The organism is Nonomuraea ferruginea, assembly GCF_039540635.1.
GTDB classification, from domain to species: Bacteria; Actinomycetota; Actinomycetes; order Streptosporangiales; family Streptosporangiaceae; genus Nonomuraea; species Nonomuraea ferruginea.
In genome coordinates this window covers 74,369-90,858 of sequence record NZ_BAABFD010000011.1, presented here as the reverse complement: position 1 = coordinate 90,858, position 16,490 = coordinate 74,369, and the positions used below count along the sequence as shown (strand labels likewise).

Annotated in this window: 15 protein-coding genes; 8 read left to right on the top strand and 7 right to left on the bottom strand. The window is 72.0% G+C overall.

Annotated elements, in window-relative coordinates; translation table 11 throughout:
• Positions 1-16 precede the first annotated feature (16 nt).
• The 4 genes from ABD999_RS21270 (at position 17) to ABD999_RS21255 (ending at position 2,971) form a co-directional block, all read left to right on the top strand.
• Positions 17-673 (top strand): O-methyltransferase, encoded by a 657-nt coding sequence (locus ABD999_RS21270; RefSeq protein ID WP_271277432.1) that lies wholly within the window; start codon positions 17-19, stop codon positions 671-673.
• 82 nt (positions 674-755) lie between these two features.
• Positions 756-1,106: a YciI family protein gene (locus ABD999_RS21265; protein ID WP_148029491.1), complete on the top strand. Its 351-nt coding sequence runs from the start codon at positions 756-758 to the stop codon at positions 1,104-1,106.
• A gap of 5 nt (positions 1,107-1,111) precedes the next feature.
• A complete protein-coding gene (locus ABD999_RS21260) occupies positions 1,112-2,350 on the top strand; it encodes an RNA polymerase sigma factor (RefSeq protein WP_271277431.1) in 1,239 nt (412 codons plus the stop codon).
• A 75-nt stretch (positions 2,351-2,425) separates the two neighbouring features.
• A complete protein-coding gene (locus ABD999_RS21255; RefSeq protein ID WP_271277430.1) occupies positions 2,426-2,971 on the top strand; it encodes a Uma2 family endonuclease in 546 nt (181 codons plus the stop codon).
• Positions 2,972-2,974: 3 nt separating this feature from the next.
• On the opposite strand, the gene ABD999_RS21250 is transcribed toward ABD999_RS21255, so the two are convergent.
• Positions 2,975-4,153, bottom strand: coding sequence for a DUF418 domain-containing protein (locus tag ABD999_RS21250; RefSeq protein ID WP_271277429.1), 1,179 nt, complete (start codon positions 4,151-4,153; stop codon positions 2,975-2,977).
• Positions 4,154-4,234: 81 nt separating this feature from the next.
• Between ABD999_RS21250 and ABD999_RS21245 the strand changes: the two genes are divergently transcribed.
• Complete coding sequence (locus tag ABD999_RS21245) at positions 4,235-4,858, top strand: TetR/AcrR family transcriptional regulator (RefSeq protein WP_219552343.1); 624 nt, start codon at positions 4,235-4,237, stop codon at positions 4,856-4,858.
• Between the two features lie 13 nt (positions 4,859-4,871).
• Here ABD999_RS21245 and ABD999_RS21240 read toward each other — a convergent pair whose 3' ends face one another.
• Positions 4,872-5,969 carry a branched-chain amino acid aminotransferase gene (locus tag ABD999_RS21240; RefSeq protein ID WP_271277428.1) on the bottom strand — a complete coding sequence of 366 codons (1,098 nt, stop codon included), beginning with the start codon at positions 5,967-5,969 and terminating at the stop codon, positions 4,872-4,874.
• Between the two features lie 175 nt (positions 5,970-6,144).
• On the bottom strand, positions 6,145-7,191 hold the full coding sequence (locus ABD999_RS21235; RefSeq protein WP_148029485.1) for a 3-isopropylmalate dehydrogenase: 1,047 nt from the start codon (positions 7,189-7,191) through the stop codon (positions 6,145-6,147).
• A 107-nt stretch (positions 7,192-7,298) separates the two neighbouring features.
• On the opposite strand from ABD999_RS21235, the gene ABD999_RS21230 reads away from it, so the two are divergent.
• A complete protein-coding gene (locus ABD999_RS21230; protein ID WP_271277427.1) occupies positions 7,299-8,114 on the top strand; it encodes a class I SAM-dependent methyltransferase in 816 nt (271 codons plus the stop codon).
• A 428-nt stretch (positions 8,115-8,542) separates the two neighbouring features.
• On the opposite strand, the gene serA is transcribed toward ABD999_RS21230, so the two are convergent.
• Positions 8,543-10,132, bottom strand: coding sequence for a phosphoglycerate dehydrogenase (gene serA / locus ABD999_RS21225; RefSeq protein ID WP_148029483.1), 1,590 nt, complete (start codon positions 10,130-10,132; stop codon positions 8,543-8,545).
• 238 nt (positions 10,133-10,370) lie between these two features.
• Here serA and ABD999_RS21220 point away from each other — a divergent pair, with 238 nt between their 5' ends.
• Together ABD999_RS21220 and ABD999_RS21215 are read left to right on the top strand one after the other, a co-directional pair.
• The gene (locus ABD999_RS21220) at positions 10,371-11,225 is read left to right on the top strand and encodes a hypothetical protein (protein ID WP_219548453.1); all 855 of its coding nucleotides are present in this window, start codon (positions 10,371-10,373) and stop codon (positions 11,223-11,225) included.
• A 50-nt stretch (positions 11,226-11,275) separates the two neighbouring features.
• Positions 11,276-12,658, top strand: coding sequence for an MFS transporter (locus ABD999_RS21215; RefSeq protein WP_148029481.1), 1,383 nt, complete (start codon positions 11,276-11,278; stop codon positions 12,656-12,658).
• Here ABD999_RS21215 and ABD999_RS21210 read toward each other — a convergent pair.
• Genes ABD999_RS21210 through ABD999_RS21200 form a run of 3 tightly spaced genes read right to left on the bottom strand, consistent with a single transcriptional unit; the run spans position 12,615 to position 16,455 of the window.
• Positions 12,615-15,269: an FtsX-like permease family protein gene (locus tag ABD999_RS21210; protein WP_271280018.1), complete on the bottom strand. Its 2,655-nt coding sequence runs from the start codon at positions 15,267-15,269 to the stop codon at positions 12,615-12,617. The two genes, ABD999_RS21215 and ABD999_RS21210, sit on opposite strands and share 44 nt — an antisense overlap.
• The gene (locus tag ABD999_RS21205; protein WP_271280017.1) at positions 15,266-15,946 is read right to left on the bottom strand and encodes an ABC transporter ATP-binding protein; all 681 of its coding nucleotides are present in this window, start codon (positions 15,944-15,946) and stop codon (positions 15,266-15,268) included. Before ABD999_RS21205 ends, ABD999_RS21210 begins: the two co-directional genes overlap by 4 nt.
• Positions 15,943-16,455 (bottom strand): PadR family transcriptional regulator, encoded by a 513-nt coding sequence (locus ABD999_RS21200; RefSeq protein ID WP_148029478.1) that lies wholly within the window; start codon positions 16,453-16,455, stop codon positions 15,943-15,945. The genes ABD999_RS21205 and ABD999_RS21200 overlap by 4 nt, the downstream gene beginning before the upstream one ends.
• Positions 16,456-16,490: the final 35 nt, after the last annotated feature.

Below are 16,490 nucleotides of genomic sequence, written 5' to 3'. Positions count from 1 at the left end.
GGCCAGAATCACCCTCATGAAGGCATTTCTCCTCGACCAGGCCATGGCCCGGTACATCCTCGACCTCTCCACACCGCCCGACCCGCTGCTGGAGGAGCTGGCCGCGGAGACCGTCGCGGCCACCGGCGACCACGCGGGCATGCAGATCTCGGCCGACCAGGGCACGTTCCTGACGATGATCACCCAGCTCGTGGCGCCTGAGGTGGCCGTGGAGGTGGGCACGTTCACCGGGTACTCCTCGCTCTGCATCGCCCGCGGGCTGTCCGGCGGCACGCTGCACTGCTTCGACGTGAGCGAGGAGTGGACGGCCGTCGCCCGCCGGTACTGGGAGAAGGGCGGGGTCGCCGACCGGGTCACGCTCACGCTGGGGCCGGCGCTGGAGTCGCTGCGGGACTTCACCGAGCCGATCGACCTGGCGTTCCTGGACGCCGACAAACCGCGGTATCCCGCGTACTACGAACTGCTCGTCGGCAAGCTGCGGCCGGGCGGGCTGATCATGGTGGACAACACGCTGTGGTCGGGGCACGTGGCCGACCCCGGTAAAAATGACCCGGCTACGGTGAACATGCGCGAGTTCAACGCGCTGGTGCGCGAGGACCCCCGGGTGACCGTGGTCATCCTGCCGGTCGCGGACGGGCTGACCCTGATCCGCAAGCGGGTCACGCCGGCCTGAGGAAAATCCTGCCGGCCTCGTGTCCATCGGGCGGGGTCCCGTTCGTAGACATGGCACAAGCACGGCAGAAGGAGCCAGAACCATGAAGTACATGCTGCTGATCAACAGCGCCGGGACCGACCAGGCGCAGGAGGGCTGTGAGGCGTCCTTCGAGGACTGGATGGCCTACGACAAGGCCGTTCAGGAGGCGGGGATCTTCGTGGCCGGCCACTCGCTGGCCGACCTGACCACCGCGACCACCGTGCGGGTCGACGCCAAGGGCGAGCGGGCCATCACCGACGGGCCGTTCGCGGAGACCCGCGAGGTCCTCGGCGGCTACTACGTGATCGACGTCCCCGACCTGGACGTGGCGCTCGACTGGGCGGCCCGCTGCCCGGGCGCCACCGGCGGCGGCTCGGTGGTGGTGCGGCCGATCGCCGACTTCGAGGGCTGACCGTCATGACCGGCCCGTGCGCGGAGAACGTGGAGGCGGTCTTCCGGGAGGAGCGCGGCCGGCTGCTCGCCGCCCTGGTGCGCCGCTTCGGCGACCTGGATCTGGCCGAGGAGGTCACGTCGGATGCCATCGAGGCGGCGCTGGTGCGCTGGCCGGTCGACGGCGTGCCGCCCAAGCCGGGCGCGTGGCTGATGACCACCGCCCGGCGCCGGGCGGTCGACCGGCTGCGGCGCGACAGGACGTACGCCTCCCGGCTGGCCCTGCTGCAGGTGGAGGCCGACCGGGCGGCGCCCTCGCCCACCGGCGCGGGCGACGAGCTGCCCGACGAGCGGCTGCAGCTGTTCTTCACCTGCGCACACCCGGCGCTGAACGCCGACGACCGCGGGGCGCTGACGCTGCGCTGTCTCGGCGGACTGGCCACGCCGGAGGTCGCGCGCGCCTTCCTGGTGCCGGAGGCCACGATGGCCAAGCGGATCGTACGGGCCAAGAAGAAGATCCGTGAGGCCCGCATCCCGTTCCGCGCCCCCGGCCCCGACGAGCTGCCCGCGCGGCTTCCCGGGGTGCTCCAGGTCATCTACTCGATCTTCACCGAGGGGTACGCGGCCAGCGCCGGACCCGACCTGCAACGGCTCGACCTCGCCGAGGAGGCCATCCGGCTGGCGCGGATCCTGCGCCGTCTGCTGCCCGCGGAGCGGGAGGTCGCGGGCCTGCTCGGGCTGATGCTGCTGATCCACGCCCGGCGCGACGCCCGCACCGGGCCCGGCGGCGAGCTCGTCCTGCTGGACGAGCAGGACCGGGGCCGCTGGGACCGCGCGATGATCGAGGAGGGCCTGCGGCTGGTGCCCGCCGCGCTGGCCGGCGGCCCGCCCGGCCCGTACGGGGTGCAGGCCGCGATAGCCGCGCTGCACGACGAGGCCGCGGACGTCGCGACCACCGACTGGCCGCAGATCGTCGCGCTCTACGACGTCCTGCTCGCGCTCGCGCCCTCACCGGTCGTCGAGCTGAACAGGGCCGCGGCGGTGGCGCTGCGCGACGGCCCCGAGGCCGGCCTGGCGCTGCTCGACGCGCTGGCCGGCGAGCCCCGGCTGCGCGCCTACGCGCCCTATCCGATGGCCAGGGCCGACCTGCTGCAGCGCCTCGGCCGGCTCCCCGAGGCCGCGGCCGCCTACCGTGAGGCGCTCGACCTGGCGGGCACCGAGCCCGAACGCGCCCACCTGCGCCGCCGCCTGGCCGCCGTCACTTGACCTGCTCTTTGCCGTTCCCGCGCCCTGGTATTACGCTCTGTCGCGCATCGATCACCCAGAGTCGGGAGCGGAGACATGATCAGGCCTGTCGAAGAGCGCTACCGCACCGTGCGGGACGTCTTCCCGGAGCTCCGCGTCGAGCTGGTCAACGGCCGCATCGTGGTCAACGAGCCCGGCACCTGGCAGCACAACACCATCATCGCCCAGCTGATCGCCCAGCTCGCGCCCGTGGTCGCCGGGCGGGGCTGGGAGATCTGGCCGAACATCACCGTCCACCTCGGCGACGAGGCCGACCGGTACGTCCCCGACCTGACGATCGTCCCGCAGGAGCCGGTCATGGAGACCGACGAGGCCGTCCACGGCGCCAGCACCCTGCTCCTGGTCGACGTGGTCTCGGCCGGCAACGCCTACGACGACCATGTGATCAAACCGATGGGCTACGCCCCGGCCGGGGTGCCGCTCTACCTGGTGGTCGACCCGTTCCAGCGCCTGCTCAAGCTCCACAGCGACCCGGCGCCGAGCGGCTACGGACGCGAGACGGTGGAGCCCGCCGGCGCTCCCCTGACGCTGCCCCACCCGTGGGACTGCGCGATCGACACGACCTGCCTGCTGAACCTCTGATCCTCAGCCCGCGCGGCGGTAGGTCAGGCGGCGCAGCAACGTCTCGGCCGGTCCGCGCCGGCCCGTACGGGACAGCGACGCCGCCAGCACCACGGTGGCCAGCCAGGTGATCACGGCCACGGCGGAGGCGGCCGCGTCGCCGACACGGGTGCCGAGCCCGCCCAGGTACGGCACGAAGACCACGGTGAAGACCACGGACTGGAGCAGGTAGCACGTCAGCGACCATTGACCGCACGCGGCCAGCGCCCTGGCCACCGGGCCCGGCGCGGCGCGGCGGGCTCCACCGGCCACGGCGAGTCCTATCAGCGCGGCGTACGCGAGACCGCCGGCGATGCCGCTGACGCTGTGCAGGGCGTACGCGGACACGCCGATCGCGTCCGAGGGCGCCCAGAGCCGGGTGTCGACGAGCATGAGCGGCACGCCACCGGCGACCGCGATCGCGGTGCCCACGACGCCGGTCCGGAGGAGCAGCGTCCGGTGCGCCCACGGCTCCTCCAGCACGCGGCGGCGGGCCGCCCAGATCCCGAACAGGAAAGCGGGCACGACGCTCGCGGCGAAGTACGTGGGCGTCATCCCGGACCAGCCGACGACCCGCATCATGAGGGCCTCCGCCGGGTCGCCCATGCCGGCGATCGAGTCGCCCTTGTCGGCGCTCACGGTGAGCAGCCCGAACAGGGCGAGGACGGCGACGTGCAGAACAGTCGTGAGGCCGGCGGCCCACAGCAGGGCGCGGTCGCCGCGCCGGATGAAGCCCACGAGCACCAGGCCGACCAGGCCGTACGCGCCCAGGATGTCGCCGAAGAACAGCAGGAGGGCGTGGCAGAACCCGAACGCCAGGAGCCACAGGCTGCGGGCGCGCAGCACCCGCCGCACGTCCGGCCATGCGCGACCGGCGGCGAGCTGCCGGCTCGCGAGCTGCACCAGGCCGTAGCCGAAGAGGGCGGCGAACATCGGCAGCGCCCGCCCGTCCACGAGGAGGATCTGGATCCCGGCCACCAGCCGGTCGAGGGCGCTTCCGTCCAGCGTGTAGCCGCGGAACCCGACCGGGTGACCGGACAGGTACATGTGTGCGTGCGCCACCGCGATGAGCAGGAGCATGAGACCTCGGGCGAGGTCGGGGGCCAGGGACCGGCGGGCGAGCGGCACGGCCCTTCGGTCGGCGGGCATGGTGGTGGTAGACATGACTATCCCCAGGATTAGATACACGAGTGTAGCTTAGGATGAAGGTAAGATACACCGCTGTAGCCAACCAAGGGAACAGCCGTGAACAACAGCCGAACGCGGCGGCGGGGCGAGGAGCTGATCGCGGCCATCCACGCCGCGGTGATCGAAGAGGTGATGGAGGTCGGCGTCGGACGGCTGACCATGGACGGCATCGGCAAACGGGCGGCGACCGCCCGCACGACCCTCTACCGTCGCTGGTCAGATCCGATCGAGGTGCTGCTGGACGCGCTCTACCACGCGCATCCGGTCGAGGAGCCGAGCCCGGGGGCGGACGACCTGCGCGGTGACCTCATCAGGGCGCTCCGGCTCATGCGCGACTGGATGCTCAGCCCCGCGGGCCACGCCGTCGCCTCGATCCTGACCGACCCGGTGAGCGCGTCCAAGATCTCCGAGGAGCTCGTCGACCGGGTCTTCGCCGTACGGGGCGGCACGTTCACCAACACCGTGCTGCGCCACTACGCGGAGCGCGGCCACTTCCCCGCCGAGCTCCTCACCCCGGTCGTGGCCGACATCGGGGAGGCGCTCGTCACCAAGCGGCTGATCGACACCAGGACGCCGCCCAGCGACGCCGACCTGGCGGACATGGTGGACCAGGCGATACTGCCGGCGATCGGGCTGGGCCCGGACGTGCGGGGAAGGCGCCGTCCGGACCCTGAGGCGTGATGCCGGCGGGCGGCTAGGCGATCTTGTGGATCCAGTCGCGGGTGTCGGGGCGCGAACCGTACTGGATGCCGATGAGCTCCTCGCGGATGCGCATCGTCACGGCGCCGGCGTTCCCGTCGCCGACGGTCCAGGCGCGGTCGGCGCCCTTGACCGAGCCGACGGGGGTGACGACCGCGGCGGTGCCGCAGGCGAACACCTCCGTCAGCTCGCCGGACTCGCACCCGGCCTGCCACTCCTCGACGGTGATGAGCCGCTCCTCCGTCTCAAGACCGAGGTCGGCGGCGAGGGCGAGGATGGAGTCGCGGGTGATGCCGGGCAGCAGGGTGCCGGTCAGCGACGGGGTGACGAGCTTGCCGCCGATGACGAAGAACAGGTTCATCCCGCCCATCTCCTCGACGTAGCGGTGCTCGGCGGCGTCCAGCCAGACCACCTGGTCGCAGCCGTTCTCGACGGCCTGCCGCTGGGCGACGAACGCGGCCGCGTAGTTGCCGCCGCACTTGGCGAAGCCGGTGCCGCCGGGGGCGGCGCGGGTGTACTCGGTGGACAGCCAGACCGAGACGGGCTTGACGCCGCCGGAGAAGTAGGACGCCGCGGGCGAGGCGATGGCGAGGTAGCGGTACGTCTTGGAGGGCCAGTTCACGCCCAGCCCGACCTGGGTGGCGATCATGAAGGGCCGCAGGTAGAGGCTGTGGCCCTCGGTGGTGGGCACCCAGTCCCTGTCGGTCTGGACGAGGAGTTCGAGCGACTCGACGAAGGCGTCCTCGGGGAGCTCGGGCATGGCCATGCGGGTGGCCGAGCGGTTGAACCGGGCGGCGTTGGCGTACGGGCGGAACATCACCACCGAGCCGTTGACCTGCCGGTAGGCCTTGAGCCCTTCGAAGAGCTCCTGCGCGTAGTGGAAGACGGAGGTGGCGGGGTCGAGGGTGAGCGGCGCGTACGGCTCCAGGCGGGCGTCGTGCCAGCCCTCGCCCTCGGTGTAGTCGACGGAGACCATGTGGTCGGTGAAGACCTGCCCGAATCCGGGGTTCGCCAGTACCTGCTCGCGCTCGGCCGCGGTGCGAGCGTGGCCGGAGAGCTGCACGTCGAAGCTGAGCTTCTGAGCGATGGTCATGACGCTGGGTCCTTCTCTCTGCGATTTCGGGCGGCACTGCCACAAACAGGGGCAGTCCGTACTTCCTATTGTCTCGCCATTTGGAATGGCAAGGGGAGGGCGGGGGTGGACACGAAAAAGCGCCCGGCGGGTCCTGGGGGAACCGCCGGGCGCTGCTCGTCGAGCTGGGGGCGGCCTAGCTCGATACTCGCTCGGTGATGTCGTCGCCGATCTCGCGGGTGGTGCGGCTGCTCCACCCGGTCAGGCGCTCGACGATGTCGTCGGCGACGGCCTGCTCGACCTTGGCGGCCTCGGCGGACAGGCCGAGGTGGTCGAGCATCATGGCGACGGACAGGATGGTGGCGGTCGGGTCGGCCTTGCCCTGCCCGGCGATGTCGGGGGCGCTGCCGTGGACCGGCTCGAACATGCTCGGCGCGGTGCCCTCGGGGTTGATGTTGCCGCTGGCGGCCAGGCCGATGCCGCCCGCGATGGCGGCGCCGAGGTCGGTGATGATGTCGCCGAAGAGGTTGTCGGTGACCACGACGTCGAACCGCTCGGGCTGGCTGACGAAGAACATCGAGGCCGCGTCGATGTGGCTGTAGTCGGTCGTGACGTCGGAGTATTCCTCCGCGACGCGGTCGACGGTGCGCTGCCAGAGGTCGCCGGCGTAGGTGAGCACGTTGGTCTTGTGGACCAGCGTGAGCTTCTTGCGCGGGCGGGAGCGGGCCTTCTCGAACGCGTAGCGCACGACCCGCTCGACGCCGTGGGCGGTGTTGAGCGACTCCTGGGTGGCGATCTCGTACGGGGTGCCGCGGCGCATGACGCCACCGGTGCCGGCGTAGAGGCCTTCGGTGCCCTCACGGACGACGATCATGTCGATGTTCTCGACGGGGGTGTCGGCCAGCGGCGTCTCGACGCCCGGGAAGAGCTTGACCGGACGCAGGTTGACGTAGTGGTCGAAGGCGAACCGGATCTTGAGCAGCAGGTCGCGCTCCAGCACGCCGGGCGGGACGCTGGGGTCGCCGACGGCGCCGAGCAGGATGGCGTCGTAGCCGCGCAGCTCCTCGAGAACGGCATCGGGCAGCGTTTCGCCGGTGCGGTGGTAGCGGGCGGCGCCCAGGTCGTAATGGGTGGCATCGATCTTGGTGCCGACGGCCTCCAGGACCTTCAGACCTTCGGCCACCACCTCGGTGCCGATGCCGTCTCCAGGGATGACGGCCAGGCGGATGTTGCGCGACTCCATGGGCGTACCTTACCGGCTCGTCTCGGCTGACGAACACTTGATCTCATTGTGTGGACAGGTGGTGCTGCTGACCCAAATCTTTCACACCGCGGGGGTACCGTGGCGTCATGGCTGCCGAGAAGGTGTGTCTCGACGGCGAGAAGGCCACGCTCCTCGCCACCCTGTACGGCCGGGCGCTGGACGCCCGCTCCCCCGAGCCGATCCTGAACGACACGATGGCCGCGCGGGCGGTCGAGCGGATCGACCACGACTTCACCAAGATAGGCATGAGCCCCCGCAACGCCGGAGCGGTGGCGTTCCGGGCCAGATTCCTGGACCGGTGGGCGGCCGAGTTCCTCGCCGCCCATCCCGGTGCCACCGTGCTGCACCTAGGGTGCGGCCTCGACACCCGGGTCCACCGGATGGACCCGCCGCCGGAGGTCGCCTGGTTCGACGTCGACTTCCCGGAGGTCGTCGAGCTGCGCGACAGGCTGTTCCCGGGGCGTCCCGGATACACGACGATCGGCTCGTCCGTCACCGAGACCAGCTGGCTGGACCGCGTCCCCGCCGACAGGCCGGTGCTCGTGCTCGCCGAAGGGCTGGTCTACTACCTCGACGAGGCGGGCGGCCGGGAGCTCTTCCGGCGGATCGTGGACCGCTTCCCGCACGGCGAGTTCGTCTTCGACGCCCTGAGCCCGTTCGGGCTGCGGCTCCAGGTGCTCAACAGCCCGGTGCGCAAGGCCGGGGCGCGGATGCACTGGGCCGTCGGAGGCCCGGGGGACCTCGAGTCGATCCACCCGCGCCTGCGCTGCCGCGACGCGATCAGCGCGCTCGACCTGCCGGGCTACGACCGGCTGGCCAGAGGACTGCGCCTGGCCACCCGGCTGATGAGAGCGGTGCCCGCGATGCGGCGGGCGGCCGTCTTCTACCGGCTGGAGTTCTGAGGCGCGCCGCCGTTGTCGCGGCGGTCCAGGGCGGTCTGCAGGGCCTCGGCGGCCTCGTCACGGTGCTCGTCGGCGGCGTACTCGCGCATGGCAATCATCTCGTTTCGCGGGGTGTGTGCTTGCAGTGAGGCGGGGTGTGTGCTTGCAGTGAGTCGGAACCCCGGTCGCGGACCCGACCGGGCCTGATCTCGCCAGTCCGGGTCACGGACTGGGCGATGGGGCTTACCGGCCGACGCGACGCCGCTCACCGCGGCGGGTCGTCGACCTGCCCTAACAGGCCCCGCCGCGGCAGGCAATGAGTACGAGCACCTGACGCATCACCAGCCAGGTTACCCGAGCATCTCGTTGGATGTCCTAGCATCTCGCATCGTGAGACAACGAAACGGCCGCCGCCGGAAGCCCGGCGGCGGCCGTCGTCACTGGAGCCGTCAGTCCTCCAGGTCGACCGAGCGCCCGGTGTCGGCGCCGATCTCCTGGCCGATCTGCTCGACCACCTCGGCCGGGATGGCCGTGTCGACGGTCAGCGCGATGAGCGCCTTGCCGCCCTTGGCGTGGCGGGAGACCTGCATGGAGGCGATGTTGATGCCCTGCTCGCCGAGGATGCGGCCGACCACGCCGACGATCCCCGGACGGTCGGTGTAGGTGAAGAACGACAGGTGGGCGGTCGGCTCGATCTCCATCTCGTAGCCGTTGACCTCGACGATCTTGGTGATCTGCCGGGGGCCGGACAGCGTGCCGGAGACCGAGACCTGGCGGCCGTCGGCCAGCACGCCGCGCACGGTCACCACGTTGCGCCAGTCAGGGCTGTCGGAGCTGGTGACCAGGTCGACGCCGACGCCCCGGTCCTTGGCCAGCAGCGGCGCGTTGACGTACGTGACCTGCTCCTCGACGACGTCGGAGAAGACGCCCTTGAGCGCGGCCAGCTCGATGACCCGCACGTCCTGCGCGGCGATCTCGCCGCGCACCTCGATGTCGAGCTTGGTGGCCACCTCGCCGGCCAGGGCGGTGAAGACCCGGCCCAGCTTCTCGGCCAGGGGCAGGCCCGGCTTGACGTCCTCGGCGACCGCGCCGCCCTGGACGTTGACCGCGTCGGGCACGAACTCGCCGGCCAGCGCCAGCTTCACGCTCCTGGCGACCTGGGTGCCGGCCTTCTCCTGGGCCTCATGCGTGGAGGCGCCCAGGTGGGGCGTGACGACGACCTGGTCGAGCTCGAAGAGCGGGCTGTCGGTGCAGGGCTCCTTGGCGAACACGTCGAGGCCGGCGCCGGCGACGCGGCCTTCCTTGATCGCGGCGTAGAGTGCGGCCTCGTCGACGATGCCGCCGCGGGCCACGTTGACGATGCGCACCGACGGCTTGACCTCGTGGAGCTCGCGGTCGCCGATGAGGCCGACGGTCTCCTTGGTCTTGGGCAGGTGGACGGTGAGGAAGTCGGCCTGCTTGAGCACCTCTTCGAGGCTCAGGAGCTGGACGCCCATCTGCGCGGCGCGGGCCGGCGGCAGGTAGGGGTCGTAGGCGATCAGCTCGACGCCGAACGGCTGCAGCCGCTGCGCCACGAGCTGGCCGATCTTGCCCAGGCCGAGGATGCCGACGACCTTCTCGTCGAGCTCGACGCCGGTGTACTTGGACCGCTTCCACTCGCCGTTCTTCAGCGCGGCGTGGGCCTGCGCGGTGTTGCGGGCGCTGGCCAGGATGAGCGCGACGGTCTGCTCGGCGGCGCTGGTGATGTTGGAGGTGGGCGCGTTGACCACCATGACGCCGGCCTTGGTGGCCGCCTCGACGTCGACGTTGTCGAGGCCGACGCCGGCCCTGGCCACGACGCGCAGCTTGGGCGCCGCGGCGATCGCCTCGGCGTCCACCTTGGTGGCGGATCGGACGATGAGCGCGTCCACGTCGGCGAGGGCGGGCAGCAGCTGGGACCGATCGGCGCCGTCGGTGTGGCGGACCTCGAAATCGGCACCGAGCACGGCCAGGCCGGCCTCGGAGAGCTCCTCTGCGACCAGTACGACGGGCTTGTTCACGAGCGTGAGTCCTTAGTAGCGTGCGGCGGGCGTCAGGGACACGTCGATGGGTCCCCCGGTCACCTGAGAGTCTATCGGTGGCTTGTGAACGCTTTCACGAAGGATCAGCATCTGAGATGACGCGGTGCGTACCCCTGGACGGGACAAGTCATCCACACCGCAGCCATCTTCATCTTGATCCGGAGAATTATTCGCCATTAGCCTGATAAGCCGTGGCCGACTACCTATGGTTCGTCATATGAGCATCGGGAATCCTGCGCTTGCCGACGTGCTCGCCCAGCATGGTGCTCCGCACCGGTTGCTGGCGGCTCTCGCTGACGGTGGAGTCCTGGTGGCCGTGCGACCGGATCGATCCGTCGTCCTGGGCACGACCCAGGCCGGTGACCGCGTGCTGCTCGGATACACCAGCGCGGCGACCTACGCCAGACACCACGGCAGCCATTCGCTCTCGGCCTGTGACGCCGACACCATCCTCGACATCGAGCGTGTCACCGGCGTCCGGGAGATCGTGATCGACGCCGCAGGCCCGGCCGCGGCCGCCGTTCCCATCGACGACCTGCAGCGTTTCCTCACCTCGACCCGCACCGGGCCCACCCCCGTCCTGTCCGGGGCCGCCCCTGCCGCCTACGCGACGGGCGCGATGGCCACGGTGTCGCGGAGCGGCGCGATCGCCCAGGCCGCGCCGCGGTCGCAGGAGGCGCCCCCGCTCCCGTGGATCCCGGCGCCCAGACCGCATCTGTCGGGTCCGATGCAGCAGGTCGACCCCGGCTACCGCCGGTGCGCGCACCCGATCCTGCCCGCGCTGCGCCAGGCCGTCGCGCAACTGCTCATGGACTTCCCGCTGGTCCACCACGTGTGGATCTCCGAGGCCCGCACCGCCTCCGGCGCTCCCGGCATCATGCTGCACGTGAAGGTCCACATGACGGCCGCCGAGGACGTGGTGCGCGACCTCCACCGGGGCGTGCGCGCCCGGCTGCCGCAGCTCGCGGCGAGCGGGGCGCCGATCCTCATGGCCAGGGTGGCCGACTCGCTCAGCGAGCGCCGCATGGTGGAGATCGGCGCGCATGTGGTATGCGCCAACGTGAACGAATAGCGTGGATCCGTCGAACTAGGCCCTACCGAACGGTCTTCCGCTCGGCTTCAATGAGTTCCGTGATCGCACCCGCCGTGGCCGCCCCCACGGTCCCCAGAGGCGTGCGGCTGGGCTACGGTGTCGGCTCCTTCTGCACCGCCACCTTCGGTTCCGTGCCCGGACTGCTGCTGCTGTTCTACATGACCAACTTCCTGGCGGTGCCCGCGTGGCTGGCCGGGATCGTGGTGACCGCGCCCAAGGTGTGGGACCTGCTGATCAACCCGCTGGTGGGCCGCTGGTCCGACCGGACCGTGTCGCGGCTCGGGCCGCGCCGGCCGTGGCTGCTGGCCGGCGCCTGCACGCTGCCGGTCGCCTTCTTCCTGGTGTTCGCCGGCCCGCCGCTCACGGGCATCCCCGCCGCCTTGTACGTGGGAGCCTGCTTCATGGCGGCGGCCACGGCCTACGCGCTGTTCGAGGTGCCGTACAAGGCGATGCCCGCGGAGATGACCGACGACTACCACGAGCGGACGTCGCTGCTGCAGTGGCGGATGGTGTTCGTCGGCGCGGCGACGGCGATCGCCGGCGTCGCGGCCCCCGCGATCGTCAACAGCCAAGGCGAGAGCGGCACGCTGGCGAGCTACCGCCTCATGGGCGTGGTGATCGCCGTGGTGCTGTTCGCCGCCATGCTGGGATCCTTCTTCGGTACGGCACGCGCCCCCATGACGGGTGCGCCAGAGGCCGACACCGGCAGCCTGATCAAGCAGTTCGCGGTGGTCAGGGGCAACAAGGCGTTCATCTGGCTGACGGCGCTGAGCTGCACGCAGCAGCTCGCCGTGGCCATCATGCTGGCGGCCGCCCCCTACTTCGCCACGTACACGATCGGCGATCCCCGGGCCACCACCACGCTGTTCGCCGCGCTGGTGGTGCCGATGATGCTGACGATGCCGATGTGGACGTGGCTGTCCAAGCGCTTCGACAAGCGGAACGCGATGATCATGGCGGCCTCCACCTTCGCCACCGGCACGGCGCTGGCGCTGGCCACCCCGATCTTCGGCGGCTGGTACGCGCACGTGATGATCCTGCTGGTCGGCACCGGGGTCGCGGGGGTCACCCTGCTGCAGTTCTCGATGCTGGCCGACGTCATCGCGGTGGACGCCGCCACCACGGGCAAGCGGCGGGCGGGCGTGTTCACCGGCCTGTGGACGGCGATCGAGAGCGGGGTCAGCGCGTTCGGCGCGCTGATCCTGGGATCGATCCTGAGCATCGGCGGGTTCCTGTCGTCCGTGGCGAGCCAGCGGGTCGAGCAGCCGGACAGCGCCGTGACCGCGGTGCTCATCGGGCAGACCGCGGTCCCGGCGCTGATCATCCTGCTGTCGGTCGTGATGACGCTGCGCTACCAGCTCAGGGACCCTAAGCGAACCGTCTCCCCGGCGGTCCCTGACGCGACCGTGTGACGAGCCCGGCCACCAGCGCCGCCAGCAGCGGCGGCCCGAGCACCACCAGGGCCGTGGCCGCCCACGGCACGGCGATCACGGCAGGCCCCAGGCCGTCCAGGGCACCCAGCGGCTGTCGCTCCCTGGTCAGCGGCACGGCCATCGCCGCGCCCATGACCGCGCCGCCGGCCGCGCCCACGAGGGCGCCGATCCCGGCGATGAAGCCGGCCTGAGCGGCCAGGATCGCCCTGCGCGTCCTGGGCGGCCCGCCGACCGCCGACACGATGTCCAGGTCGCGGCGCAGGTCGGCCGCGGCCAGCCCGGTGGCGGCCAAGGTGCCGCCGAGGCTGAGGAGCAGCGCCAGGCCGAACACCCACCAGAACATGCCCAGGGTCGAGGGCGCCTCCCTGTCCAGGACGGCCACGTCCGCGCGCGCGGACGGCATGCTGAGCTGCCGTTGCAGGCGCTGGACGTCGGCGGACCGGTGCGTGGCGTACAGCACCCGCTCGGCCACCGTGTACCCGGCCTTCTCCAGGGCCGCGGGCGGGATCACGACACCGGTCCTGCCCGGGTCGCCGGACGCCGCCGCCACGGCGGGGATCCGGACGAGACTGCCTCCTCCCCCGCCGTCCGCGGTCAACTGGAGGGCGAGGGTGCCGTTCTGGAGCAGCGCGGGATCGAACACCACCGCTTTGCCGTCGGCCAGCGCCTCGGCCGCCCGCGGGTCGGGCCGTCCCTGGAAGAAGGCCAGCAGGCGGGCGTCGCCGATCGGCGGGTCCACGAGGAAGTAGCCGATCCGGGGATTCTCGTCCGCCAGGATCTGCACGGCCCTCCCCTCGCCGTCGAACGCCTTGCCCGCGGGCACCAGCGGCACGCCCGGCAGCGCCTTGGCCGCGGCCGCGCGCAGGTCGGCCCATCCCCGGTCGTCGACCTGCCTGGCCGCGATCCGCAGCGTGTCCGGCGGCTGCTGGGCCCGGTGCGTCGTGAGGGCGACGGTGATCGAGCTCTCCACCCCGATGCCCAGCGTGACGGCCCCCATCGTGGCGGCCATCACCGCCGCCGCCGCGGACGCCGTACGGGTCCGGTGGCGGGCGGCGTCGCGTACGGCCAGCCGGAGCGGGAGCGGCAGCCGCGCGGCGAGCCCGCCGAGGGCCGTCACCATGACCGGGATGAGCGCGACCAGTCCCAGCACCACCAGAACACCGGCCGGCAGGAGAAACGCGTCGGCGATCACCCCGTACGGACGCCCGCCACGCAGCGCGTACACGGTCACGGCAAGCCCGCCCACCAGCAGGAGTCCTGCCAGCACGGGAAGCCGCCCACGCCGCGAGCCGGCGAGCGCGGGACGCCGGGCACCGCGCGGGTTGATGACCCCGAAACGCCGGGCACGGCGCGCGACGACGCCGGCTCCCGCGCTCTCCTCGCGGTCGGCCAACACGCGGGCCGGGTCCTGGCGCCCGGCTGACACGGCGGGGACGAGGGCCGCGACGAGCGCGCCCGCCACGCCGAGGGCCGTCACGCCGAGGACCGGGCCCCAGGGCACGTCCGCCGGGCCGGACTGGCCCAGCAGCCGCTTGAGCAGCGGCATGAGCGCCAGCGTGCCGCCGGTGCCGAGCGCCGCGCCGAGCAGGGCGGCCACCCCGCCCAGCACCAGCCCGTCGGCCAGCACGATCACCTTCAGATGACGGGCGGAGCCGCCCTGCGCGGCGATCAGCGCCAGTTCCCTGCGCCTGCGCCGCAGCCCGACGGCGAAGGCCGGGCCCGTCAGCAGGGCCATCTCCATCACGACCAGCACCGCCATGGCGGCGAGCGTCATCAGGGCGGGCGCGCCGAGCGCGCGGTCGAACGGGTCACCGTACGCGCCGGCCACCGGCGGGCCGGTCAGCACGGCACGGGAGGTCACGAGCATGCCGATGCCGTTCAGTCGCTGCACGTCCTCCCACAGGACCGGCCGCGCGGAGTCGGCGAGCCACCCGGGACCGTGCCCGCCGCGCTTGTCCAGCAGGAGCGTGTGCTGGAGGCCGACCACCTCCTGGATCTCCACGTTGTGCGGGTGCTCGACCACGCCGACCACGCGGACCCGCCGGTCCCTGGCCGTCACCGTGATCGTGTCGCCGACGCGCAGGCCCGACCCCCGGGCCAGGGCGGGTGTCACGGCCACCTCATCCGCGGAGGCGGGGAAACGGCCCTCGGCCAGGAGGCGGATGCCCTGGGTCATCGGGTCGCGCAGGTCCAGCTCCAGCGCACTGACCTCGTGGTAGCGGTCGGTGTCGCGGATCTCCACCGATCCCACGTCATAGGGGATGAGCCGGGCGTCCAGCAGCGCGGTCACCTCGTCCGCGGTCCGCACCGTGCCGTCCGTCGCGGGGCCCTCGGCCGCCAGCATGAACCAGCCGTGCACGGGCTGGGAGACGCGGCCGTCGTGGGCCGTGGTGACGATCCGCGCGTCCGCGGCGCCCAGCTCGGCCGTGATGTCCTCGCCGGGTGCGACGTCCACGGTGGCGTCGTAGGTGAGCAGGGCGGTGAAGACCAGCACGGGCAGCCCGATCATGGCCATGACGAGCGCGGTGCGGCCCTTGGCGCGCAGCGCCTCCCTGCGGGACAGGCGCAGCGCCGCCAGGAACGCGCTCATCTCGCGCTCTCCAGGGGCTCCGCGGTCGAGTCGGCCACCCGGCCGTCACGCAGGTAGACCACGCGGTCGGCCCAGGCCGCGTAGCGCGGCTCGTGCGTCACCAGCAGCACGGCCGCGCCCGCGTCGCACCGCTCGCGCAGCAGCCGCAGGATGTCGTCGCCCGTCGCGGTGTCGAGCGCGCCGGTCGGCTCGTCGGCCAGCAGCAGGCGTCGCTCGCCGACCAGCGCCCTGGCGATCGCCACCCGCTGGCGCTGGCCGCCGGACAGCTCGCCGGGGAAGCGGCCGGCCACCTCGCCCGCGCCCACCTCGCGCAGCGCGGCCTCGGCCTCCTCGCGGGCCCGACCGGCGCGCACGCCGTCGAGCTCGCGCGGCAGCATGACGTTCTCGGCGGCGGTCAGCGACGGGATCAGGTTCAGGTCCTGGAACACGTACCCGATGCCGCCGCGCCGCAGCGCGGCCGGATCACGCACCGAGGCCAGGTCGGCGCCCTCGACGGACACGCTCCCCGAGGTGGGCCGGTCGAGCCCGCCGGCCAGGTTGAGCAGGGTGGACTTGCCGGACCCGGACGGGCCCATCACGGCCAGCAGCTCGCCGCGTCCCACCGCCAGGGTGACGCCGCGCAGCGCGGGCACGTCCCCGAACGTCCGGGTGACCTCCCGCATCTCCAGCACGCTCATGCCTTCCTCTCCTTGAGTACGGCCTCGCAGTGGTCCAGCCAGCGCTGTTCCGCCTCGGCCTTGAAAATCATGGAATCCAGGACGAGCCGCTGGGCGGCCCCGTCCGCGGCGCCGCGCTTGGCCCTGGTCAGCTCCTGCAGCGTGCGCATGGTGGCCATCCGCTGGGCCAGGATCACGCCGGCCACGTCCACGTCGGCGGCGGCGACCGCCATGGCGATCTTGATGACCAGCTCGTCCCTGGGCCTGTCGGTCTGGCCGACAGGGGTGGCGAACCACGTCGCCAGTTCTTCCCGGCCCGCCTCGGTGATCGCGTAGAGGGTGCGGCCCTGATCGTCGGCGCCGCCCGGCGCCACCAGGCCGTCGCGTTCCAGGCGGGAGAGCGTCGTGTAGACCTGGCCGATGTTCAGCGGCCAGGTCGCCCCCGTCGACGCCTCGAACTCCACCCTGAGCTGGTAGCCGTAGCGTGGCTCGCCGCTCAGGAGGGCGAGCAGTCCGTGTCTGATCGACATGCATACTGAGTATGCATACTCGGTATGCATGTCGT